The following is a 24,106-nucleotide window of genomic DNA, read 5'->3' on the forward strand; positions in this document are numbered from 1 at the left end:
TGGCAATGTTTCATATTCATATGTATAAATATGATTATATTTTTTTCTTCTGCCAGTATGTTTCATATTCTTTCAACACTGCGACTTTGAATTTCTCCAGTTCTTCTTCAGAAATTTCATTTATCTTTGCAAGTTTTCGAGTAAGTTCTTCGCAGTCTATATTCTCTGGAGTCTTGCCTATATCATTCTGTTTTTCGAATTCTTCATCCAATCCGGCAATTTCCATTTCTTTATTGCCAACTTTTATCTTTCTGACACTTACAATAGAAGGCCCGCAACAGCAGCAACTTTTGTTATTTCCTGTGAGTTTCCCAAGTAAATTTTTTCCGAGTTTACTCATCTAAAAATGTCTCCTTTTATAATCCGCATATATATCAAAGAATATTGATATCTAGATTTGTCGATATGATATATAAGGGTGGCGACCATAATATACCGTGCCTCAAAATAACCATCGAAAGCGCCCGACAAAACGTGTACCCGAAAGATGTAACTGGCAGGTTTCAAGGTTGATCGCCAGATTGTAATTTCCAAATTAGGAATCAAAAAGAGCAAGAAAAGAAATGTCAAGGATTCAAAAGTGTAACTGAAATTTTTAGAAAGGCTATCAGATCATTCAATTCAAGTGTCTTCCTTTCTTCAGATCAGAAACAGTAGGTTCAACTTCTAGCCTTAGATAAATATATATAGTTTCACGGATTCAATGAATATTGATATGATTAATGAAGAAAATCTACAACTTTTCAAAGCCCTCAGTGAAGACACAAGGTATAGAATTATCAAGGCTCTAATCGAATCTGAGTGTAACTGCGGAGAACATAAGTACGGTAATAACGGAGAAATATGCGCCTGTGAAATTCCAGAAATCATTGGCAAAACGCAGTCCAATACCTCAATGCACCTTGCAAAATTACAGGATTGGGGGATAATAAAAGTAAGAAAAGAAGGGAAAAAGAGGCTATATTCTATACAAAACGAAAAAATTAGGAAAATTTTAGAAGTCCTTGAAGAATAATTTGTGCCATTACCTCAGTTAAAACTACAAACCTATCAAGTATGAATAACCATAATATTTACTCTTTAAGGCAGTTACTTATCTTTTTCAAGATTCGCTCTTTCTTGAAAGGTTAAAAAACCGTAGTGTTGATCTTTTAGAGCACAGATCAGGGTTTTAAGGTTGTTAAGGGCGTTTTCTCCAGTATTGAACTTGCAGTCCAGGCGTATAGATGTGTTTGACATATCCACAAATTCCCAGGGGTGGACAAAAATAACAGGAGATTCCCAGCGCTTGAGTAGCGGGATAAAAACTCCCGGAGGCAGCCTTATAAATGAAGAAGTAATCGTCGCAGGAATTCTTATTATTTTGCCTTCAACTCTGCTCCGGGGAAACGGAGGCTTATACGCTGCAATGGATGAATCATATCTGAAACCCTCATCTTCCAGAAGTCCAAGATAATTTTTCGGGAACTGCAGGTTTGGGGCCCTGAAAGAAACCAGTTTCCTTTCAAACTGCCTCAGAACTTTTCCAGCCTGTTTAAGAGCAGTTCTGGCTTCTTCTTTATCCATCCGGTCAAAACGCGTATGGGTATATCCATGGCATCCAAGTTCATGTCCTTCTTTCGGAATTCTGGATATAACGTCAGGATATTGCTCAGCCATCATCCCGGTAACAAAAAAGGTTGCTTTTATCCTTTCTTTTTTGAAAAGGTTCAGTAACTCAGGCAGTCCTTCTTCCATGCCTCTCGTACTTGTAAGCATAGGGGGACAGTCTTCTTCCACATCAACGGTTATTGTGATATTTTTCATAAATGACACTTGTATATACCTTGCTTGTCTGTTTACAGATCCGGTTCCAGTCATAATTTGAAAGACCTCTTAAAGCCTCCCTGGCAAAGGAAGTTCTCAGGGCCGGTTTTTCTATAAGGTCCTCGAGATAGTATGAAAATTCGGTAAGGCTGTCTGCAAGATAACCATTTACCCCGTTCCTGACAATATCCGAAACCCCACTATTATTCATTGCTACGACAGGAACTTCTTTTGACATTGCCTCCAGAATCGAAATTCCAAAAGCCTCATTACTCGAAGGAAGGGCAAAGATATCTGCCTGTTCCAGATATCCCAGCACTTTTTCTCTGGACACTTCCCCTGTAAAGTAGAAATTTCCGGATAAACCTGCCTCCTCCACTGTGTTTTCAAGCTTTTCCCTTAGCGGGCCGTCTCCTATCATTACAAACAGCAAATTTTCATGCTTTTCCAGAAGTGAAGGAGCTAGATCTACAATGTTTTGAACACCCTTTTTCTTTGTCATGCGTGCAACGGTGGCAATTATGAGTTTTCCTTCAGTATTTACAGGAAAAGGGACTGTGATGATTCTATCCTCAGAATCTACCCCATTGAAAATCCGGTAAATTGGTTTTTTTGTCATCAGCTTTGAGTCTTTTTCAACTGCCGAACTAACTGCAATTACAGCGTCGGCATTCTTTAAAAGCAATTTTCCTGCAAGATATAAAAGCGAACTATATGGCGTATCTCCTACCAGGGAGTGATTGGTGACTACTACGGGAATGCCGAGTTTTCTGGAAACAATAAGAGCAATCATACCTATGGGAGAATCCAGCCCATGGCAATTGACAATCTGATAATTCCCGTTTTTCAAAAGGCTGAATAGTTCTTTATATGCACCGGGCATGAGAAATCGACTCTGTCCGGGTAAAGGTTTACCTTTGACCCTTATTACTGATACTCCATCCCTTTTACTGTACTCGGGAACACCTGGGTAGCTCCTTGTAATAACGCTTACCTCATATCCATGCCTGCTCAGGGTTTTAGCAAGGGTGTGCATTGAATACTCGATTCCTCCTACCTTTGGAAAATACCAATCACTGATCATTGCAATTTTATATTTTTCCATATCTCAGATCCTCCGTAATAAAACAGGTATAGGAATCCTATCAGGCTGCTCAGTCCGAAAGAGATAAAACGTTCAAGAAAAACAAAACTTCCTGAAGAAGCAAGCGATAACCCAAAATATAGAAGCAGGGAGACCAGTCCTCCTTCAACTATTCCAAGACCTCCTGGAGTTATTGGCAGGAGTCCGAGCAGGAGATACAAGATTGAAACTGATGCGATAATGTACAGAGAAAGATTAAGATTTAGAGCCAGGGCGATCAGTTGAAGTCGCACTATGTCAAGAATCCAGACCCCGGAAGATAATAGGAGAGCAGGAATAAAAGATTTATGAAGTTTTTTCCAGTTTTGTTTTATATCTTTAAGAAGGACAGTAAATCTTTCCCGGAAAATCCATATGAGTATTCCGGTTGCAAGGGAGGCAAAGAGCAATAGATACGTTGAATTTAAGGTCAGGATATTTTTCTGAGGCAGGAATTTAATCTCTAGAGAAGGAACGAAATATAGCACATAGAATAAGAGCAGGATAATTGGAATCACTTCAACGAGCCTTTCAAAGAGGATCGTTATGAAAGCGTCGGTATAACTTATCCCGAAACGTTTGTTAACCCATAACATCCGCAGGGGTTCGCCTCCTGTCCTGTTCGCCGGAGTTAGATTATTCACAAAAATTGCTCCGAAAAGAATGGGAAGAAGGTCTGTGGCTTTAAGGTCGTGGCCAATGCTGGAAAGTACCTGTTGCCAGCGGACTGCAAATAAGTACACACTCAACAGGTAAACTAAGAACGCCAGAATGGCATATCGAATCCGTGTTTTGGTGAGCATTTTCAAGCTCTCTCCAAGAACAGATACAATCTCCGTCCAGTAGGCATGGACCAGAAATACTCCAACTGTAAGCAGTAAGAGGATCACAATGGCTTTCTTCAATATTCCCTGATTCAAAAATACACCTTCATAGGGATTCAGAGTGGAATTTCTGTGTATATTTTTTATAATTCAAATCTGTTCCGATCTGGATTTTCCATCCATTGAGATTGATCAAACTCTGGATTTTGTACTTTTCCAGATTGAAAAAGACATATTTAAAATATTCTTTTTTACGTATGTTTTATCCCAAAATTATTTTGCTTTTTAAATATCTTTTATTATATTTGTATATCGTGTACAGGTGACCATTATTTTACTCCAACTTTGAATTTGTTTCATATTACGTAATCATTCCACAATACCAGAATGGAATTGGAATTTATTCAACGTTTAACCTTTTGTGTCGCCTGCTGTTGTATTATGAATTAGACTTCCAAACGGGTTTGAGTCCGCTAAATCATTTCAGGATACAACATTTTTTACGTATCAAAGACCAAATCTCTACATGCCCGAAGCTATAACTCATTAAAAAGTATTTCTTATCTCCTACCCGGTCCCATTCTTATTTTTAGATTCTTTTTATATAATACCTGTCATCATCGTTTTTTCCAGATTCAACTCTATATTTTTAGTTTCAAATTGAAACCTAACATTTCTAATATAGTTTTCTATTACTATTTTTTTCTGAATTTATTCTTTTATCAAATTTCTTTTGCTGATTTATATTGTTCGTAGTCTCACAAAGTATCGTCTCCTACTCTGATGAAAAAGCAGTAAGAATTTCTTTCGGGGTGGATTTTCCTTTTAAAATAAAGGATAAATATATATGCTATATCGAAAACCTGGTCATAAAGGCAAACAGTGTCTCAGTATTTGGATTCGGCCCCATATTGCTTCCTACTCTTGGGTGACGACTCAAAAATTGATGAAGAAAAAGCTGTATATATGACTCGTTATACTATAGATCAGGGCGTCAGTTTTATCGATACTGCCTAGCGCGAAACAGAGATTATGAGCAAAGATTACTGAGCAGAGATTAATGAGCAAAGATTACCGAGCAGAGATTACCGAGCAGAGATTACTGAGCAGAGATTACTGAGCAGAGATTACTGAGCAGAGATTACTGAGCAGAGATTACTGAGCAGAGATTACTGAGCAGAGATTACTAAAAATTTTAAGCCCCGCAACAATGCTGAGATATTTGAGTAAGTAGAAGAAGAGAAGCTTTTATAAAGTGGCCTTAGAGGCATGGCTTCAAAATGTACGGAGTGCGGGCAATGTGAAAATAAATGCCCTCAGCAAACCCTATAAGGGATATGTTAAAAATATTGTAGATATTTTTGAGAAATAATTGTTACTTATCTCTCTAACTATCCCCTTGTTTACTTAATTCTTGCTTATACCGGCTGATTTCACTCATGAACTAAATTAATAAACCCTACTACCGTACATCTTTTTTAAATCTCTTTATATTTGCGTAGGTGACAAATTTTTCGGTGTTTAATTGGTTTTCCTGATGTGGATTTTTTATTTTGAATTTTTCCAACTTTTTTTGTTAAAATATATCGTTTTTACCTTACTACTACAGTAGTTTTTGCTTCTGGAACTCCTTCCAGGCTGAATGTGTAAGTCCCTGAATTTTCAAACGTATATGAAAAAGCTTTTCCGTAGTTAATAGTTTGTTTTTCCCACAAACCATCCTCACTTACAAGCACTGAGGATCCTTTTGGCTTTTTGTAGTTTACCCACGAAACCGTGCTTCCTTTTTCAATTTCCAGGAGACTTGGAGTAAGCGTCGTTGAATATATTGCTATCTTTTCTTCACGAGTGACGTTTTCTTTATTCGTGGTCTCTATAACTTTCACAGAGGACTCTGGTTTTGACTGAACCTGTGCTTTTTCTGCGGTGACTGTTGTTCCCACAGATTTTTCTGAATTTTCGTTTTGTGATTCACCAGCAAGTACGGTTACTGTTCCTTTTATGTCAGGATTATCTTTAAGAGTAAAAGAATAGGTTCCGGGGTTTTCAAAAGTAAAGGAAAAGGCTTTTCCATAGCCCAATGTTGTCTCTTTCCAAAGCTCGTCAGCGCTTGCAAGCACTACTGGGGCTTTTGGTTTCTTGAAGTTAATCCAGGTAACACTTTCACCGGAGTGGATCTCAATTTTCTCGGGTGAAAAGGCACTGAAAATGGCTACCCTGTTAGCAGTGGTATCAGCACTTTTTACAACTATTGTTGACTCTTTTGCCGCTGCAAAACCTGTCGACGTAATAAGAAGCGCTACTATTAGCAGGGCAAAGATTATAGATTTATTACGGTTTTCCATCTTAAAACCTCCAGTTTTCCAGCTTTGTATCTAACTCCTTTTTGGAATTGCCACTCTAAACTTTGATATGCATTTCATATAGCCAAAACGGTATGATTTTTATTCTTGTGGTGGGAATAATCCAGAAGCTTTTGCCAGACAAACCACTTTGGAATAAGCAAAAAGTCTTGGTTATTCTAACTGGCTATTCTAAACTGGCTATTCTAAACTGGCTATTCTAAACTGGCTATTCTAACTGGTTATTCAAAATGAACTGTAAATGTTGCCACCTTAACACTTTGATTATCTTTTTTATCTTAAAGATTATAAGTGAAAAAAGTTAGATTTCTGTTCCTTCTTCTTGAAAATAAGAATTTTTTTCATTGAATTTATATAGTCCCTTCATGTATTAATTAAGTAAGATGAAATCAAAAGCACATACCAGAGTAGAAACCAAATCTTCGCTTCTGGATACTATTTTCCTTTCTGAAAAGAGAAAGAATCTTCTTTTGCTCCTTAAAGAAGAAGGTTCAAAAAGTAGTGAGGATATCAAAGATGTGCTTGATTTTCCATGGAAATCAATCACCCCCCAAATTAAAAAATTAACTGATTGGGGCCTTGTTCTCGAAGATCATGGAATATACTCCCTCTCAGATATGGGTGTGGTGATTGCTTCAAATGCAGAGTTTTTCCTGAATACGCTTTCAGTCTATGAAGAAAATCTGGACTTCTGGTCTGACCATGATGTAAGCCCTATTCCTCCCCATATTCTTAATAAAATAGGAGAGCTTGGTCACGTTAAAATTATAGAACAGGATTTCTCAAACGTTTTCCGGCTTCCAGAAGAGATTATGACAAATTTAATGAGTTCCAGGAGTATAATGTCTTTTATTTCGATAGTTCATCCTTTTTCTCTTTTACTTCTTTTTGAGTATCTTCAAAAGGACATCGAAGCTACAACAATTGTTACAGGAAAAGTTCTAGAGGCTTTCCAGACTGAATATCATTCCGATATTCCACTTTTAAAAACAAGCAATCCCATCATTAACAAAGCTCTGATCGAATACAAAAAAGAAATAAAAAATGTCTTTCGCAGCAAAGTTTCTGATTTTCTTGTATACGAAGGTGACTTAAAACCCATATCATTGATTGTAACTGATAAGATCTTTTTCCTCTCTCTACTTGACAAAAAAGGGAGAGTGACTACACGATTTCTAATTGCCTTTGAGCCTCAGGCTTTAAAATGGGGAGAGGAACTTTTCATGTATTATAAGGAAAGGTCAAAGCCCGTACCTTCATCTTTGTCTACCTTATGAAATTTATCTATTTTTCAATTTATTCATGGGCCGTTTGGTTTTTGCACTTTCATTGTCATCTTCTTTCGTATCTCAACACAGAATTGACTATCCTGGACGAATTCTGAGAATACAAAGCAAGCATTGGAATCAGAAAATAAGAAACCTATTCCATGGACTTATTTGAACTAAAATCATTTGAGAGGAGAAAATACTCTCCTCCCTTCATATTGAATGGATCCCACCTGAGAGTCAGGCCGTAAACACTACATCAACTCTTTCGACATCCCATAAAGACCCCAGTTTTTCCATAACATCCTCTTTTATTGCTGGAGCAAACTGATGGTTTGCAGGCAGGTCTACAACCACTCTCACCACTCCATCTTCCACGCTCGTTTTCAGGATAAGGTTTGTACGAATTATGTCAAGGCCGGTCAGGGGGTTCATAACGTGCTTTAGCCTGCTCCTGACAATCTCTTCGGTGGTAGGCTCTTTCTCGGTTATAAGCCCGTGTTTTTCTTCATAGTCTTTGATTGCGGCCCGCAGGCCCTCAACTGCAAGTACTGAGCAGTGGGCTTTGATCGGAGGGAGCCCTCCAAGTTCTTCCGAAGCCTGTTTCCATGTTATTTTCTTTGCCTCATCAAGGGTCTTTCCTCTTGCGATATCTGTAATAACCGAGCCTGTAGCAATGTTTGAGGCGCAGCCATAAGATTCGAATTTTATATCTTCAATAATCTTGGTATCAGGATTGACCTTAATGTAAACCGCTACCATGTCTCCGCAAGCCGGGCTTCCTTCAAGACCTTTCCCATCAGGGTTCTCGATCTTTCCCACGTTGTGCGGGTTCTTGAAATGCTCCAGTACTTTTTGGCTGTAAGGAAACTTCATTATCTCACCTTATATTTTCTGACTATATTTTCTGACTATGTTTTCTGACTATGTTTTCTGACTATGTTTTCTGGCTGTGTTTTCTGGCTGTGTTTTCTGGTTGTGTTTTCTGGTTGTGTTTTCTGGTTGTGTTTTCTGACTGTATTCTCTGACTTGTATTCTCTGATTTACTTATGTGATCGCCTGGATTCTGCTTCACCTTGCTATTTTTTTACCTTTTTCCCATTCATTTCCTTGCAAGGGGGCTTATTTCCCGGAGCCTTGCCACTATCTCACTCATTGCTTCAATTGCTGCATCAGCATCCTCAATATGATTATAGCGCCCAAAGGTAAAACGCACTGAGCCATGCGCTCTCTCATGATCTCCTCCTATACCCCTGATTACATGGCTGGCTTCAAGGGAGCGGCTAAAACAGGCTGAACCCGTGCTTACTGCAAAACCCCTCATGTCCATATGCAGAGTTACGGATTCGCCTTCTACATAATGGAAAGTCAGGTTTGCATTCTGAGGCAGGCGTCTTTCCCGGCTGCCATTGAGTGTAACGTCCGGAATCTCGGAAAGTGCTTTATCAATTACGCGGTCTCTCATTGCTTTGAGCCTTCGGTTTTCCTCTTCAGTTACGAGCTCTACAGCTTTTGCAAAACCGACGGCTGATGGAATATTTTCTACTCCTGCCCTCAGGTTAAACTCCTGGAAACCTCCGTCCATGAGTTTGGTTATTGGGGTGTCTTTCCTGATGTAAAGCGCACCTATTCCTCTTGGGCCGTGGATGGTATGGGCGGACATTGTGATCAGGTCTACAGGCAGTTCCTTAACATTGAGAGGGAGCCGAGTAAAGCTATGAGTAGCATCCGTATGCAGGAGCACATCTTTTTCTTCACATATTTCCGAGATAGCTTTCAAATCCTGCACTGTTCCTATTTCCTGGTTCCCCTGTTGGATTGAGACAAGAAACGTTTCCTTTGTAATAGCGTTTTTAAGCCCTTCGAGATCTACAAACCCTTCAGCGTCAACATCCAGAAAAGTCGCATTAAACCCCTGTCTCTCGAGAGCTTTTGCTGTATTCAGCACAGGAAAATCTTCTATCTTCGAGACAACAAAATGTTTTCCTTTCTTTTCTTTAAGAGCCAGAGCAACGCCTTTAAGCGCTGTGTTGCTTGACTCAGTGGACCCTGAAGTAAAGATAACCTCCTCTGAATCTGCACCGAGCTTTGAAGCTATGCTTTCGCGGGACCTTTGGAGTGCTTCTTTTGCGTCAATACCCATGGAATAGCCAAATTCTGATGTTGCTACTGCATATATATCAAAAAAATATGGCTTCATTGCTTCAAGTACACGTTCATCCAATCGTGTGCATGCGGCATTGTCAAGGTATATTACATTCTCAAATATTTATTCTCCCCCCCATTTGAAATAATCAAATTTTAGATTTTACAGTTAAATTTTAGATTTTACAGTTAAATTTTAGATTTTACAGTTAAATTTTAGATTTTACAGTTAAATTTTAGATTTTACAGTTAAATTTTAGATTTTACAGTTAAATTTCAGATTCTCCAGTAAGTTCCTGGGCTTTTAATACGATAAATTCCTGGCAATAATCTCCTGGATACTAATAGTTGAATATCAAGCATCTAAATCAGGTAAGTATCTAAATCAGGTCAAATCCGGAAAATCCAAATTATTGTGACACTTTAAGCTCCAGTTCAAATTCTCAGATTTCTCCAGGCCTTAGATAAATAGGGTTACGTTTGCATTCCGTGCTTCTTGAATATATGAGCCTACAGCTCCCCATTCATCTATCCACTCCGTTCGGAGCTCCTCTTTACTCAAGCCCATAATTTCCATGGTCATCTCGCAGGCGATTATTTTTCCGCCAAGTTCCTTGAAATCATTCATCAGTCTTTCAAGTGAAGCAACATTGGCTTTGTTCATTCTTTGTTTAATCATCTGCCTGCCAAGCCCAAGCATATTCATCTTGGAGAGTGGCCCCTTATCAAGCTCTCCTTTCTTCAAGCGCATTAACCCCCAGAAGGTAAAGTATATGGATGCTTCCATACCCATTGCCAGAGCTCCGTTCGCAATTATAAGTGCACTGTATACCTTATCCATATCGCCACTATGCAGTATAATGACCGTCTTTTCCCCCATTTTCATTCCTCTTCCGGCTTATCTCTGGATTTTTATCTCCCACTCTTTTCCTCCTTCTTTATCTTCAATCTCCAGCACTTTGAGCCCCATTGCTTCACAGGCCATAGGAATTTCCTTTTTTGACGCTGGATGTGTCCCTTTCACAATAACAAGATCCCCTGGAGAGGCTTTCTTTAAGGCTTTTCTACACTCTACCAGCGGAACCGGACAAGTCTGCCCTCTAACATCGATTTCCATTTCTGCCATTATTCTTACCCCCCAAAGTAAGAGAAACGGAAGGATTTTGACAACAGTTCTGTTTGTTGTCTTTCCCCAAATCCATTAAATTTAAAAAAATATATTATCGAAAAATATATTATCGTTTCATATTGAAAACTCTATCTGGGAAATATTCTGTCTAGAAAATATTCTGTCTGGGAAATATTTTGTATGGGAATACTTCTGTCTAGAAAATATTCTGTCTGGGAAATATTTTGTATGGGAATACTTCTGTCTAGAAAATATTCTGTCTGGAAAATATTCTGTCTGGGAATACTTCTCTTGTTGTGAGAAGTCTTTCTTTTCAGAGCGCTCTCCTTATCTTTTCCGCAACTTCTTTTAAATTGGCAGTATCAGGCTCAGTCCATACTACGGATTTTATCCCTCTCCCGCCGTCTCCTTTTCTCCTGGGAATAACGTGTACATGTACATGGGGAACCTCCTGTCCGGCAACTTTTCCATCATTGATTCCTATGTTTGATCCTTCTGCCGAAAATGCCTTCTCAACTGCAGCCGTAATCTTCCTTGCAGCTTCAAAAAGCAAAGCGACACTTTCCGCATCCATATCCGTAAATCTGCTAAAATGTTTTTTTGGAGCTACTAGAGTATGCCCTTCGCTTGCCGGAAAAACATCCAAAAATGCAAAAACGGCAGCGTCTTCATATACCTTCTCCGAAGGAAGTTTTCCTTCTATTATTTTACAAAAAAGGCAATCTTCCATCATAACTATATCCCAGTAGAGTTTTAGGGAATACGCTTATATCAGGGTTATGTTTCTTCCGCAAATTTTATATGTGTATAAAAAAATTATTTAAGTAATCATTCCTTAATTGATTGATTGATTGATCCGAGAGTCTTAACCCTCTTAAGCTAAGCGAAAGGGCCCTGTTATCCCAATACGAAACTAGGGTTACAGAGCCCCAACTTTGACGAAAAGGGTATGGTTCTGTTGCTATTACATCGCAACTCCCAGAAAATTTCCTATTTTCTGTGATCCTTTAACGAAACTCTGGAAGTGAAACCCAATGATTGGTTATATCGCAGGTGCACTGACAACTGTAGCTTTTGCTCCACAGCTTCTAAGAGCTTTGACTACGAAGTCTACAAAAGATGTATCTCTTATGATGCTAATTTGCTCTACTTCAGGCATGCTTCTCTGGATGCTTCACGGTATCCTGGTAAATGATTCCGCCCTGATCGCTGCAAATAGTATTTCTTTCATACTTGCTTTCTTGCTGCTGGGGCTCAAGATTAAGAATGACTATTCGGGTTTTGTTCTTAATTTTTGTAGCAAGTATGGAGGATCTGGAAAGGACGTATTTTTATCTAAAAAACGCACATGAAATTCTCTAATCACAGGCACAAAGAAATGAAAGTACCTGAAAGAACTTTTATGCCACATAATAATGACTGTCCAGCTATATATTTATGAATAATTAAACCAATTTTGTTATAATAACCACAATTTGTACTTTCTTTACTGTGGAGGTGAGATAATAGCTAGAGTTTTGGGTGGAGCACTCATAGGCATGGTCTGTACTTTTGTCTTCTATTTTATTCCATTAGTAAATTCCATAGCTCCTTTTCTTGGAGGTTTTTTAGGTGGCTATTATGCAGATGGAGGTTCTAGAGGAGGACTTAAAGCCGGAGTTCTGATGACCGTTTTCATGATTATTCCGGGTTTTCTTCTTGGGGGATTTCTTGGATCGATACTCAGAGACATTCCTGTTCTTGGGGGACTTGTAGCTGCCTCTGCATTTATAATTACCATTGTCATCGTAGCTCATACTGCTGTGATAGGTATAATTGGCTCGGTAATTGGGGCTGTTCTAGCTGAAAAGGGAGAATTTTGATAGTAGGGTCTTGCTTGTGATATCTCCCGCCGGTAAAACGGCAGGCATCTATGGTATTTCAATCGGGGCTAACTTCCCCGGAGTTTGACAATAATATATAGCTGAAAGTAAAAAACCTAGATTCGGCAGGTCGATATTTCATATTCGATCATTTTTGTTGATATCGATTTTAAAATGATGATCCCTCATGTGTGCAGTTGTGAGGTTTGCATATGATCAAAACATAATTTCTCATACAGAACTTTACTGGAAAAATAATTCAGTGTTTATATGTGTCATGGGAGTTAAGCTACAAGTTAACCAGGTTTAAATTTAATGTAAACTTATCAAATGTTCAAAAACGATATCAATAAAAATATTCAAATTCCTTATGTCAACATGCCAAATATAGAAAAAAACATTATCAGTAAATCTATTCTGGTACATTCTAGACCCTGAGCCTCTGGCACATGCATAAAACATAAAGGACTTTCTGCTGGTGTTAATGTTTTTCATAAGAAAATGAGGTTTAATTGAAATAAAATTCTGAAGAAAAAGTTTTTCAAATCTTTTTCTTCATCACAAAGTACTCTACAAGAATTAAGAACAGAGGCAGAGAAATTGCCATAAGTATTTTGGCTTTTCCCATAGGATTTTTAATCATGCCATTTGTTTCTGCGCTTCCGTTGAAGGTACTTGTGTTTGTTTCACCGTTCCAGTCTCTCAACACTTCTTCTTCTGCTAGTCCACTGCCTCCCGCTATCTTTTCCGTATCTTTGGAATAACTGGTTATTGCAAAGCAGGAGAAGCCAGATGTTTTCGATTTAAAATAAACGTAATCCGTATCTTCTTTAACTTTTTCGGTTTCTAGCGGTTCCCAGCCTTCGTTATACCATTGAAGAATTATCTGGGACTGACTAATATTATTCTCTTCAAGCCATGACTTTTCAACTTTGAACTCTATAAACCCATTTTCAAAATAATTGGCGACTCCTGCTCCATAATTTCCTACCCAGATATTCACATATTTATATATCTTACCAGAAGGGGCTCCTGAGACAAAAGTAGATTTATCTTTGAGCATTTCTACAGTTGTAATTGTCTTCTTTAATGTCTTTAGTGGGTCAAATTCGATATATGTAATGCATGTGACACCTTCCAGAAAATCGAACTTGATATGATAACCACTTTGAACGTTCCCGGTGGCAAGCTCCTTTGCCTCTACATTGCTTACTGGTTCTTTAGAAAGACTGACGCCTCCTGAACTGCTACTGGAGGACCCTGAACTCTTACTTCCTGAGCTGCTGCTGGAGGACCCTGAACTTTCACTTCCTCCGTCATCGCTTGAAACTGTTTCTTTATATACGGTTGCTGTTTTTGTGAACTCATTATTGGTTTCATCGCTTTCAGATACAATGCTTCCTGAATCTGCGGTTGCTTTTATTTCAATTTGCCCTTCGTTTCCTGGAGTCCAGGAAAAAGTGCCTGTTCCGGTTTCACCTGCTGCAAGGGATGGTATCGATGCAACTCCAGTATAATTTTCATTGTTTCCCTTAATATCATACTTAATTTCACTGCTCTCAGCAGCGGCAGAACCATTATTCTTTACTGTTGCCGTAAAGGCTATATTCTCCCCAGGATGCGGTTCTTCAGGACTCAGAGAAATCGATTCTATTTTCAGGTCTGGAAGCTCACGTTTTACGTTTATGGTTTTTGACATTTCATTGTTGTCTTCATTACTTTCACTAATGATATTCCCAGAATCTGCGACCACTGTTACACTCAAGTTTTCTTCGTTTCCAGGGGTAAACGAAAATCCTGTAATTGTACTTTCTCCCGCTGAAAGTTCAGGGATAGAAATTTCTCCTTCTGAAGCTCCATTAAAACTATATTTTGCAGTACTACTATTGGCAGTTGCCTCTCCCTCGTTCTTTATTTTCAGGGTAAAGTTCAAAGTTTTTCCGGCTTCAGGCTGTGTTGATGATTCTGTGTCCAGGCTTTCAATTACCAGATCCGGAAGCGACCCTCCTTCTATTTTCACAGAAATTTCTTTCTCACTATTCTCTATATCTTCTAAAGCTGCCTTTATTGTTACAGTTCCTTCATTGTCAGGAGTTGTCCACGTGTGAGAAATCGGTTTATCTAATCCAGCCCCTATTGCAGGAACTTCTTCTTTTATTTCAGTTCCATCAATTGTATATATTATATTCGTTGGTTCTGAGGTTTTGGTTCCATCGTTCTTGACCAATGCTTTTATAGTGACTTCACTATTGGTTCCCGGGTTTTCAGGGTCAATGGAGAGACTTTCTATTTTGAGATCCGAAGATGTTTCTTTTGCCACTACTACTTTAATCGTTTTTTCGCGATCTTCCACTGCTGCCTTTACCGTCACTGTGCCTTCTTCTTCCGGAGTCCAGGTAAATGAGACTAACGAGCTATCTCCCGGATCTATTTCCGGTATTTTTACCGTTTTTGAGTCTGCATCCCCAATTTTGTACGTTAATTTTGTCTCCTCAGAGGATTCGGTTCCCGTGTTCTTGACTAATGCATTGACAGTTACCTCACTATCAGGTTCCGGATTTTCAGGGATTGCCGTGAGGCTTTCTATTACGAGATCTGCAGATTTTTCTTTTGCCACTGCGACTTCAATTGTTTTTGTACTATCTCCCAGCGTTGCCGTTATTTCCAATGTACCCTCTTCTTCCGGAGTCCAGGTAAATGAGACTATCAAGGTATTTCCCGGGGTTATTTCTATTATTGGTACATCTATCGGATCTTTATTTCCTATTTTGCACACTGCCTCTGTTTGCTCCGAGACTTCAGTTCCCCGGTTTAGTACTGCTATTCTAATGGTTGCAGCTCCTCCGAGTTCTGGATTCTCTGGACTACAAGAAATACTCTCAATTGTCAGATCACTGGTTGGATCTGTGGGGTTTGTGTTAGTTTCATCTGCAGCAGATGCCATGCCTGGGATCATCCCAGAAATTGTCATTATTATTAATAATACAGAAATTACAGAACTAAAAAAATCGGCTTTCATTTTCATAGGCCTCCACCCCTACATCTGTAAACCAAAATTTCCGGTACGTCAGTAGCTTATTGATTTGTAATCATACAATTCATAGAGACAAAATTCCTAATCTTTCATTTGGCATGAAAATTCTTTCAAGTACTTTCATTTTTTGTGTCTGCTATTTGGAAAATTTCATGTGCGTTTTCAGTGAGTGTTCCAATATAATGTTAGTAGGAATCAAGGACATTTTTGTTCCACATAAATTCTTTACGATGCCATTTTTTGATGATTTTATAAAAAGTTTAAGTTTTTTAATTTATGTTTTTCTCCAAAATTGCTATTAATAATTATAAATACCATTTAATCTAATTGTTCTCAAAATGCTTTTACCCAAAGTTTAAGATTTTTAATTTGTGTTTTCCCTAATATTACTATATAATTATATTCAAAATTTAATCTAATTGCTCTTTATATATTACAATTTATTCTTCAGACAAAAATCTCTATTTTTACCCCCTACGTCAGTTCCCTATAATTAGATTTCTATTTTTTTTCATGTATTCATTTTTATTTATAGTTACTTTATTCTTCATTTGTAGAATACTTACTATCTATTAACACGCGTAACTATCTAATTTGTTCTTAGATGTATTTGGGGAAACTATTATAAATGTTAATAATTGCAGTGAAGTCATCAAAACAGTAACAACTATTGAAATCTAAAACTTAAAAAAATTAGAAAATAATTAAAAAATATCTAAAAGCAATATCATGAATATTATAATATTAAACTTTCAAGAGTTTGCCTAACTTTAAAATAATATTTAAATCTCCAAAAATATAATACACGAAATGTTTAAACAATCAGGTATTTCTTGTCTTTGATTTGAGTTCTACTGTCAACACCAAGTATTCCGGCAATCTCAATACCTTCACTTCCGACCTCTGCCAGTAGGGTGTAGATTTCGGTCTTTGTTATGTATTTCTCAGTCCGTGTGCCATCAGCTTCTTCCATTTTGATGGTTATCTCTTCTTTATTGTGTCCTTTTGCCAGACATTCCTGAACGATTACTCCATACTGCTCTGCAATAACTTTCAGGCAATCGAAGATCTGATTAGTAGAAATAGCATCCTCTTCATCAAGGAGGACTTTTGAAAGGTTATAAGTGTGGATATTTGCCCTGAAATAATCCTTAACTTTTTCAGGAATTCTTGCCAGTTTTTCCATATCAATGAAATCCCCAAGCTCTTTATCCGAGGTGATTTCCTTATCATCTTCATATACAAAATACCTGTGCTCTCCGCCTTCAATCCTGAATTTCCGGTTTGCTTTTTTGTTTTCCAGGGCTATACGCACGTTTTTCTGAGTGTCATACTCCAGAAAAGTTACAAGAAATTCGGAAAGGTTCTGCATTTTTATTTTTTCTTCTTTTCTCAGGATGCCTGCCCGCGCCCATCCTGGCAGGCTTAAGTTTCCAAGTAGTTTTTCTACTGTCAGAGTCTCTTCTGTAAAAGTGAGTGTGTAATGATACTGCAAACCAGAGACCCAACCTTCCATTTCTCCTGAAATGCCATTTGTATTGCTGGAAAGTTCAAATCTCTTTTCAGCTCCGTAAACTCCTGTAATTAAAAACCTGCTAAGAACTTCAAGTATATTTTCTTCAATTTTTTTATATTCTTCGGGAGTCCCATTTTCTATTTTTGTATACTCGGCTTTGAGGATTTCTCTTCTTTTCCCGAGATTTTCACTGCAGGTTTGCAGGATTGCATTAGTACAGGGTATAATATCCTCTATATCAACTTCGTTTACTAATTTTCTGAGTAAAGTCTCAAGCTTCTCTTCAAAATAATTCATTCCTTCTATTTTACTCTTCAATTCATGAAGCGCTTCTTTCTGCTTGCACTTTATCTCTATTATGGAGTTTTCCAGAGGGATTACTCGGGAAGTTATATCTAAAAAAGTTCTCAGATCCTCAATGAAATCCCGCTGTACAGGCAGTTCCGTAGAGTCCTGGTAAATATATTTCATAAAAGCACCCTGAATAACTAGATGACCCTTTAAATATTCTATGATCTATAGCTATATAACGTTTTATCCAGAAGCTTCCTTAATTTCTAAAATAAGTCCCGTATTTTAAGCAACGAGTTTTACAGAACCTATATCTTATACTTTGGATATAGATTCTGTACTTATATTTTTCTATGAAGTGGCCGAGAAGAGCCCGGCCATACCATAATTTAAAGCAGAACTTTTCTGACAGTGTCAAGAATCTCATTTATATACTTTGCGGCTGAATTTTTCAGGTCCATTGGATGAACACTTTCTGCTACAAAAGCATTTTCCATTTCTTCGTAACTCATATATGTTATATTTCCACCGAATTTCTCAGGTCTCTCTATGACAACAGTTTCGTATCTCGGAAATATATGGTAGCGGAAAAGAGCGAGAATTGGGTTTTCTTCCGTGTCTCCTATCTTGCAGTAGGCTTTCTTAAGCTTTTTGTAGATCTCTTCTTCAGTGTCATCCACCGAAATAAAATTCTCCTTTGATGAAGCCATCTTGGTTCCATCTAATCCCAGAAGAATTGGGGTATGAATGCAGATCGGAGTTTCGAATCCGAGATTCTTTAGATTTTCACGGGCAAGCATATGGATTTTTCTCTGGTCAATACCTCCAACTGCGATGTCAACTCCGAGCATAGCGATATCAATAGCCTGCATCAGTGGATATACCATCTGAGAAACGGTTGGGTCATCCATAGCACGCCCGACTTCATCCATGCTCCTGCGAGCCCTGTTCAGAGTTACTGCCCTTGAAAGTTTGAGAACATTTAACATGTACTCTGCTCCAAGCTGATAGTCAGACCCATAAACAAAATTAGTTTTTTCTTTGTCAAGCCCGAGGGCAATAAAGCAGCGCTTGTTATAATCTGCAATCTTTCGGACTTCTTCAAGCGTGCCTTTCCGATTAAGATAAGCATGCACGTCCGCAAGCAGGACAGTAATTTCGAATCCGGCTTTTTGGAGATCAATTAGTTTATTTACTGTAAGAACGTGCCCCATGTGGATTTTTCCGCTAGGCTCGTATCCTACGTAGGCACGGGGAGCTTCTTTTTTGTTAAGAAGTTCTTCAAGTTCTCCTTCAGTTACGATTTCCTGAACATTTCTTTTTATAAGTTCGAGTCTGTCCATTGCCTCTACGTTCCTTTTATTTTCTTATTCTCAAAACCTTAATTCCTATTAATAAGTTTCTGTAAAAACGCCATACCTTCTTCGGATTTAAAATTCGGGGTTTCCCAGTTTTGAATGACCCTTCTACGCAAAGATTTTGTCTCCTTGTCAAGTACGGGATTAAAGCCCGAGATTTCGTATTCTTCTTTTGAAATAATGACTCCTCTCCTCTGCCATGGAGGAAGCGTTGCAAGATTGATTCCTCTCTCAAAAAGCATTTCATGGATTTCCCATTCTTTTTTTCCTCTGAGACATTTCGAAGCTTCAATCTTACTTATTCCTTCATTCCTCAACGTATAATATCCCCAGGCTGCCACAAAATTGCGCCAGGCTTCAAGTTGCCTCCAGTGAAAATACGCAGGAATCTCCTCTTTTTGAAGAACTACTATTCTAGAATCAAAAGCCACAGGTTTTTCAAGCTGCAAATTTATCGTAAGTGCACTTCCCAGAAAGCTTGCCGTGACAGAGTCAATTTTTTCTACTCTTCCCTCAAAGGGAAGTTCCATAAAGAGAAAACTAACTTCATCCGAAAAAGTGTAAGCAAAGAGAGGGCTTAAACCACTTTTCTTAATAAAAAGTTCAGCAGTATCCGCCATTGCCCTGGCGAAAGTTTGGTCATAGGGTTTTCCAAAGCCCAGGTCCGTAAGTGTATTTTTAAAATTCCTGCCGTCCGCGCGCACAACCACCGGAGGGATACAGCGCATCTCAGCATAAATTTCCCGGTCTTTCATGTACTTTTCAGATTAACTTAATCTTCTTTTCTCTTTTTGTATCTCTGGATAACATCTCTTACTATTATGATATCTGCTGCCGTTATAACCCATCGGTAAGGAATAATTACGCCCCTGGTAGTCAGGTCAAAAAGTTCCCTATTAATATCCGAAATAGCAAGTCCGGTAATTTTCTGATCTTCTATATCAATTACGAGATCCTGCAACTTCCCTACATAAACACCAGCGTTTGTGTATACGTTTAAACCAAAAAGTGATGTAAGTTCTGCGCGCATTATATCCCTGCTTTGTAAATTAATTTAAATCTTTATCCTAATCTTATATGAAAAACATACTTATATATCTTACAGTTTTGCCAACTTATATCATTGTCAGTTTTATCTCGCATTTTCAGGTAAAATGGAATCTAAGTCATTATTATAATAAATTCTCTTATTTAAACTAGCGAGAGATAAAAGTGGTCTCGTTAAATTCTTTGTCCAATGTTTGAACTAAGAAGAGGAAGTTCTAAAAGTGTTAAGCTGCTTTTACTCTTATAGACCCACAGCTTACTTACCTTTTTCCTGTAACTGTCCAGAATGAGAAGATACCTTTTTGAGAATTTTTCTGGTTCACAGGTAAATTTCTGAATTACCTGTGATCAGAACTCTTCAGTCTTTTATATAACCTTTCTTTTTATTCCGATTAATCATCTTTGAATCTCAGTTTATCTCTTATTCCAGATTTCTTTATACTTCTAGCTGTGAAATCACGTTTCGAATGGTTTCTGAGGATTTTCTGAGAATCTCGTACTGGCTTTCATCGAGCTTGAGTTCTAGGATTTCTTCTACTCCGGATGCCCCAAGCTTTACGGGTACACCGAAGTAAATACCTTCCTGTCCATACTGTCCTTCAAGGTAAGCCGAAGCAGGCAAAATTCGCTTTGTATTTTTAATCACGGCTTCCGCCATTGAGACAATAGCCGCGGAAGGTGCATAAAAAGCACTGCCCTGTTTAAGGAGCTCCACGATCTCGGCTCCTCCATTTACTGTCCTTTCTACCAGCCTGGCAATTCTATCTCCTGAAAGCAGGTCCGTTAGTGGAACTCCTGATACTGTTGTATATTGGGGAAGAGGAACCATCAGATCTCCATGCCCTCCTATAACCATTGCCTGCACATCTTTTTTAGAGCACTTCAGTTCTTCTGCAATAAAGCTTGCAAAGCGCCCTGAATCCAGAACTCCGCTCATTCCGAATACTTTCTTTGTCTCAAATCCTGTTGATTTCATAGCTATGTAAGTTATAATGTCAAGCGGATTTGTGACATTAATTACTATGGATTCTGGAGCATACTTTGCAATATTTCTGGAAACCTCTGCTATTATTTTAGAATTTGTTTTAATCAGATCTTCCCGGGTCATTCCGGGTTTTCTTGCAATCCCTGCTGTAATTATTACAAGATCGGAGTCCACGATATCTGCATAATCATTGGTCCCAATTATTGAAGTATCATAACCTGTTATTGCTCCTGCCTGCATAAGGTCAAGGGCTTTTCCTTGCGGTAGTCCTTCCACAATATCCGTCATGACAATTTCGCCAAGTTCAAGTTCAGCTAGTCGCTGGACTGTAGTTGCCCCTACGTTTCCTGCACCAATCACGGAAATTTTAGCCATTAACTGCACACCTGTATTAAGTAATTTATTTTGATAGTTTTGGAACTTCTATCTTTAAAAATTTATCTTGTAACGCGACTCTTTATTATCGGTCAGCTACTATTGTTATATTTATCTGTGTTCGCACTTTATACTATATCTAGTTCTTGAATTTGTTGTTTTTCTCTTTTGAACACTTTCAGCTTTCATGCAGTATTTTTATTAAATATTACCCCCAAATGGTTCAGGGGAAACATGCTGAATAATACATACATTCATATTCCAGGTGTAGGGAAGGGCCTTGAGCGAAAAATCTGGGCTCAAGGCATACATACATGGAAAGAATTTCTTGAAATGGAAGATCAAATCTCTATACCTTCATCACGAAAGGCCAGAATTTGCGAAGAGGTGAGAAAATCTTCTGAACATCTTGCAGCAAAAGATTATTGTTTTTTCTCACAATGTCTTCCGTCTGCCGAACACTGGAGGGCATATTCCTTATTTTCCGATTCTGCCGCATTTGTAGACATTGAAACAACGGGACTTTCTAAATCTCGGGATAAAATCACTATTGTGGGAATCTACAACGGAAAAGAATCAAAAACGTATATAAAAGATATTAACCTTGATGACATTGTAGAAGAGTTCTCAAAATACAGACTACTTGTATCCTTCAATGGTGCCCGTTTTGATTTACCGTTCATAAAATCAGAATTTCCAGAAATTGAATTCAATCAGCTTCATATCGATCTAATGTACCCCTTAAAGCGAATAGGGTACAATGGAGGTTTAAAGAGCATTGAAAAACTACTCGGGATCACCCGAAGCGACAGTACTGAGGGCATAACAGGTTTTGATGCTGTGAGACTCTGGTACAAATATGAAAAAGGAGATCGTGAAGCTCTGGATACACTTATTAAATACAACAGAGAAGATACAGTTAATCTGAAAACTATTATAGAGCTTACTTACCCTAAAATGGTTGAAAATGCTCTGAATGCCTGAGAGGTATATCTTTCAGGTTCCGAATGGTAAGATATAAAAAATCAGGCTGCAATAATATTTCCTTCAATTACTTTATTATACTTATATTGCTGTTTCTGATAGTCTACTCTGGTAATGTATTGGCACGTTTATAATAAATTCTTGTTTGTAATCTGAATATCATCTATATGCTCTGGTAGGAAAGGGGAACTCGATGGAAGTTACAATGAAGTTCGGGGATAAAGTCACTGTTGCAGATGTCCGAAAACTCCATGATATGGAAGATGTAGTGTTTGATAGGGAGTGGTTTGAAGAAACGGAGGTACGAAATCAGGATGTGTACTACATGTTCAGAGACCTTGCGAAAAGCGATTCTGAACTTGAAGCAATTAAAGCCCATCACCTGAGGTATGATATTACTGTAATTCCTCCAGCAATGCTTGGATCAGAATATATTAAAACCGTAGGTCACTATCACCCGCGTGTTCCAGGAACAAAAATCTACTATCCTGAAATTTATCAGGTACTCGAAGGTTCTGCTACCTATCTTCTACAAAAGGTAAAAAGTGGAGAGGAAGATTTTGTTATGGATGTCGTAGTCATAACAGCAGAAAAAGGAGATTTAGTACTTGTTCCTCCTGGATATGGGCATGTGACTATAAATGCTTCCGATAAAACTCTCGAAATGGCAAATTGGGTTTGCCGCGACTTTTCTTCGGTTTATGAGCCTATAAAAAGACTTTCCGGAGCTTCTTATTTCCTGCTTAAAGATGGTTATGTCAAAAATCCCCTTTACAGGAATATACCACCTATCCGCCACCTAAAACCCCTTACATACGATGATATAGGGCTCGGTTCCGGAGAATGTATGTATGAGCTTGTGCATAAAATTGAAAAACTGAGATTTTTAACAGCTCCACAGGATTTTACAGGATTCTTAACAGGAGTGCTCTGAGAAACAGGCTATTTTCCAGCTTAAACAGACTGGACTTTTATTTTTCCTTTTTAAGGTCGTTCTCTCAGAAAACTTCTACTCTTATTTCCTGCTCTATAGTAAGCTCGTTTCTATGGGCAGGTGAGAGCGCAAAAAATAAGTGATAAGGGTCAAAGCATATATTTATGGTTATTAGTACATAATTAGTACCTAGTACACATAACACATAACACATAACTTATAATAAGTATAAATACCTTCAACTACTGGAGGTTCGAAATGCAAAAAAATGGATACCGTGTTCAATTTACATCATCCAGAATAAAGGATCTTATGTACAGGACTACATTTGATCCTAAGAAAATGGATGGAGATATCATTCTTAATCTTTCACTTATTGATAAAAAAGATCTTGACGACGTGCTTGGGATCTTTAAAATGGTAATCTCAAGCGGGCTTTCTGTAACTCCATATGTTAAGATAATCTCCGAGGGAGAATCTATCGGAGATCTGACTATCGAAAAGGGAAAGGTAGGTATCGGGACAGTATGCAGCATTACGATTGACGGCGTACTTCTCAAGGCAGGAATTCCTGTAAACCCTAAACTTGGAGGAGTTGTTCAGATCCGAAATGGAGTTCCAGTTCGTTTCACTGATGTGCTGACCTATGTAAGTACGACTGTAGATCCGCTTGAAATCCTTATGTCACAGGGGATTACTTCTGTGTCGGAAATGCTCAGGACAGGCTCAGGTAAGGTTCTTGCAAATCTCAGGGAAGCTCCTATGGTTGCAAGAGATGAAATTGAAAGCTGCCTTTCTGACCTTCTGGATGCCGGCTTTAGTGGAATCTTGGAAGTTGGGGAACCAAACACACGGGTTCTGGATGTTCCAATAGAGAGAGACCATCTCGGAATAGTCGTCATAGGAGGGACAAACCCTATGGCTGTTGTACAGGAATATGGGATTGCTATAGATACCAGTGCAATGTCAAGACTAATTTCGTTCAAAGAGATGAGCAGGATTGAAGACCTGGTTTAAGGCTCAACAGTAAATCTTATTCTAAAATTTCTTATCCTAAAATTT

General features: G+C 38.2%; 24 protein-coding genes. 8 read left to right on the forward strand and 16 right to left on the reverse strand.

The window, feature by feature from the left end; all coding sequences use genetic code 11:
- Nucleotides 1–34 precede the first annotated feature (34 nt).
- Complete coding sequence (locus MSKOL_RS02135; protein WP_048153422.1) at nucleotides 35–340, reverse strand: hypothetical protein; 306 nt, start codon at nucleotides 338–340, stop codon at nucleotides 35–37.
- A 375-nt stretch (nucleotides 341–715) separates the two neighbouring features.
- Between MSKOL_RS02135 and MSKOL_RS02140 the strand changes: the two genes are divergently transcribed.
- A complete protein-coding gene (locus MSKOL_RS02140; protein WP_229393808.1) occupies nucleotides 716–1,015 on the forward strand; it encodes a helix-turn-helix transcriptional regulator in 300 nt (99 codons plus the stop codon).
- A 74-nt stretch (nucleotides 1,016–1,089) separates the two neighbouring features.
- On the opposite strand, the gene MSKOL_RS02145 is transcribed toward MSKOL_RS02140, so the two are convergent.
- Genes MSKOL_RS02145 through MSKOL_RS02155 form a run of 3 tightly spaced genes read right to left on the reverse strand, consistent with a single transcriptional unit; the run spans nucleotide 1,090 to nucleotide 3,849 of the window.
- Complete coding sequence (locus tag MSKOL_RS02145; protein WP_048117501.1) at nucleotides 1,090–1,806, reverse strand: polysaccharide deacetylase family protein; 717 nt, start codon at nucleotides 1,804–1,806, stop codon at nucleotides 1,090–1,092.
- Nucleotides 1,781–2,911, reverse strand: coding sequence for a glycosyltransferase family 4 protein (locus tag MSKOL_RS02150; protein ID WP_048153426.1), 1,131 nt, complete (start codon nucleotides 2,909–2,911; stop codon nucleotides 1,781–1,783). Before MSKOL_RS02150 ends, MSKOL_RS02145 begins: the two co-directional genes overlap by 26 nt.
- Complete coding sequence (locus MSKOL_RS02155; protein WP_048153427.1) at nucleotides 2,887–3,849, reverse strand: YbhN family protein; 963 nt, start codon at nucleotides 3,847–3,849, stop codon at nucleotides 2,887–2,889. Before MSKOL_RS02155 ends, MSKOL_RS02150 begins: the two co-directional genes overlap by 25 nt.
- A 1,173-nt stretch (nucleotides 3,850–5,022) precedes the next feature.
- Here MSKOL_RS02155 and MSKOL_RS21515 point away from each other — a divergent pair.
- Nucleotides 5,023–5,085 (forward strand): 4Fe-4S binding protein, encoded by a 63-nt coding sequence (locus MSKOL_RS21515; protein ID WP_082091207.1) that lies wholly within the window; start codon nucleotides 5,023–5,025, stop codon nucleotides 5,083–5,085.
- 260 nt (nucleotides 5,086–5,345) lie between these two features.
- Here the strand turns inward: MSKOL_RS21515 and MSKOL_RS02165 are convergent, their stop codons facing one another.
- Nucleotides 5,346–6,098 (reverse strand): cupredoxin domain-containing protein, encoded by a 753-nt coding sequence (locus MSKOL_RS02165; RefSeq protein ID WP_231592377.1) that lies wholly within the window; start codon nucleotides 6,096–6,098, stop codon nucleotides 5,346–5,348.
- A gap of 401 nt (nucleotides 6,099–6,499) precedes the next feature.
- Here MSKOL_RS02165 and MSKOL_RS02170 point away from each other — a divergent pair, with 401 nt between their 5' ends.
- Nucleotides 6,500–7,393: a winged helix-turn-helix domain-containing protein gene (locus MSKOL_RS02170; protein WP_048117511.1), complete on the forward strand. Its 894-nt coding sequence runs from the start codon at nucleotides 6,500–6,502 to the stop codon at nucleotides 7,391–7,393.
- Between the two features lie 231 nt (nucleotides 7,394–7,624).
- On the opposite strand, the gene MSKOL_RS02175 is transcribed toward MSKOL_RS02170, so the two are convergent.
- The 5 genes from MSKOL_RS02175 to MSKOL_RS02195 all read right to left on the reverse strand — a co-directional run bounded on the left by MSKOL_RS02175 (nucleotide 7,625) and on the right by MSKOL_RS02195 (nucleotide 11,391).
- Nucleotides 7,625–8,260, reverse strand: a complete 636-nt coding sequence (locus MSKOL_RS02175; RefSeq protein ID WP_048153429.1) for an iron-sulfur cluster assembly scaffold protein — start codon at nucleotides 8,258–8,260, stop codon at nucleotides 7,625–7,627.
- 226 nt (nucleotides 8,261–8,486) lie between these two features.
- Entirely contained in the window at nucleotides 8,487–9,653 is a 1,167-nt protein-coding gene (locus MSKOL_RS02180) for a cysteine desulfurase family protein (RefSeq protein ID WP_048153431.1), read from the reverse strand.
- A gap of 336 nt (nucleotides 9,654–9,989) precedes the next feature.
- Complete coding sequence (locus MSKOL_RS02185; protein ID WP_048123572.1) at nucleotides 9,990–10,409, reverse strand: DsrE/DsrF/DrsH-like family protein; 420 nt, start codon at nucleotides 10,407–10,409, stop codon at nucleotides 9,990–9,992.
- Nucleotides 10,410–10,427: 18 nt separating this feature from the next.
- Nucleotides 10,428–10,655 carry a sulfurtransferase TusA family protein gene (locus tag MSKOL_RS02190; RefSeq protein WP_048117519.1) on the reverse strand — a complete coding sequence of 76 codons (228 nt, stop codon included), beginning with the start codon at nucleotides 10,653–10,655 and terminating at the stop codon, nucleotides 10,428–10,430.
- Between the two features lie 316 nt (nucleotides 10,656–10,971).
- Nucleotides 10,972–11,391, reverse strand: coding sequence for an HIT family protein (locus tag MSKOL_RS02195; protein WP_048117522.1), 420 nt, complete (start codon nucleotides 11,389–11,391; stop codon nucleotides 10,972–10,974).
- A gap of 301 nt (nucleotides 11,392–11,692) precedes the next feature.
- On the opposite strand from MSKOL_RS02195, the gene MSKOL_RS02200 reads away from it, so the two are divergent.
- Together MSKOL_RS02200 and MSKOL_RS02205 are read left to right on the forward strand one after the other, a co-directional pair.
- On the forward strand, nucleotides 11,693–12,010 hold the full coding sequence (locus tag MSKOL_RS02200) for a SemiSWEET family sugar transporter (protein WP_048117527.1): 318 nt from the start codon (nucleotides 11,693–11,695) through the stop codon (nucleotides 12,008–12,010).
- A gap of 123 nt (nucleotides 12,011–12,133) precedes the next feature.
- Nucleotides 12,134–12,520 (forward strand): DUF5518 domain-containing protein, encoded by a 387-nt coding sequence (locus MSKOL_RS02205; RefSeq protein ID WP_231592380.1) that lies wholly within the window; start codon nucleotides 12,134–12,136, stop codon nucleotides 12,518–12,520.
- Between the two features lie 541 nt (nucleotides 12,521–13,061).
- Here the strand turns inward: MSKOL_RS02205 and MSKOL_RS02210 are convergent.
- The 6 genes from MSKOL_RS02210 to mdh form a co-directional block, all read right to left on the reverse strand.
- The gene (locus tag MSKOL_RS02210; RefSeq protein WP_052725309.1) at nucleotides 13,062–15,545 is read right to left on the reverse strand and encodes a CARDB domain-containing protein; all 2,484 of its coding nucleotides are present in this window, start codon (nucleotides 15,543–15,545) and stop codon (nucleotides 13,062–13,064) included.
- Between the two features lie 823 nt (nucleotides 15,546–16,368).
- A complete protein-coding gene (locus MSKOL_RS02215) occupies nucleotides 16,369–17,541 on the reverse strand; it encodes a hypothetical protein (protein WP_048153432.1) in 1,173 nt (390 codons plus the stop codon).
- Between the two features lie 209 nt (nucleotides 17,542–17,750).
- Nucleotides 17,751–18,704: a tyrosine--tRNA ligase gene (locus MSKOL_RS02220; protein ID WP_048117531.1), complete on the reverse strand. Its 954-nt coding sequence runs from the start codon at nucleotides 18,702–18,704 to the stop codon at nucleotides 17,751–17,753.
- A gap of 38 nt (nucleotides 18,705–18,742) precedes the next feature.
- A complete protein-coding gene (locus tag MSKOL_RS02225; RefSeq protein ID WP_048153433.1) occupies nucleotides 18,743–19,474 on the reverse strand; it encodes a tRNA(His) guanylyltransferase Thg1 family protein in 732 nt (243 codons plus the stop codon).
- A gap of 17 nt (nucleotides 19,475–19,491) precedes the next feature.
- Complete coding sequence (locus tag MSKOL_RS02230) at nucleotides 19,492–19,749, reverse strand: PRC-barrel domain-containing protein (RefSeq protein WP_011306735.1); 258 nt, start codon at nucleotides 19,747–19,749, stop codon at nucleotides 19,492–19,494.
- A gap of 453 nt (nucleotides 19,750–20,202) precedes the next feature.
- Complete coding sequence (mdh, locus tag MSKOL_RS02235; protein WP_048153434.1) at nucleotides 20,203–21,126, reverse strand: malate dehydrogenase; 924 nt, start codon at nucleotides 21,124–21,126, stop codon at nucleotides 20,203–20,205.
- Between the two features lie 234 nt (nucleotides 21,127–21,360).
- Between mdh and MSKOL_RS02240 the strand changes: the two genes are divergently transcribed.
- From MSKOL_RS02240 to nrpRII, 3 genes are all read left to right on the forward strand, one after another.
- Entirely contained in the window at nucleotides 21,361–22,110 is a 750-nt protein-coding gene (locus MSKOL_RS02240) for a ribonuclease H-like domain-containing protein (protein WP_048153435.1), read from the forward strand.
- A 193-nt stretch (nucleotides 22,111–22,303) separates the two neighbouring features.
- A complete protein-coding gene (locus MSKOL_RS02245; protein ID WP_048117536.1) occupies nucleotides 22,304–23,044 on the forward strand; it encodes a glucose-6-phosphate isomerase family protein in 741 nt (246 codons plus the stop codon).
- Between the two features lie 258 nt (nucleotides 23,045–23,302).
- Complete coding sequence (gene nrpRII, locus MSKOL_RS02250; RefSeq protein ID WP_048117539.1) at nucleotides 23,303–24,061, forward strand: global nitrogen regulator NrpRII; 759 nt, start codon at nucleotides 23,303–23,305, stop codon at nucleotides 24,059–24,061.
- Nucleotides 24,062–24,106 lie beyond the last annotated feature (45 nt).

This window comes from Methanosarcina sp. Kolksee (assembly GCF_000969945.1).
Classification (GTDB): domain Archaea; phylum Halobacteriota; class Methanosarcinia; order Methanosarcinales; family Methanosarcinaceae; genus Methanosarcina; species Methanosarcina vacuolata.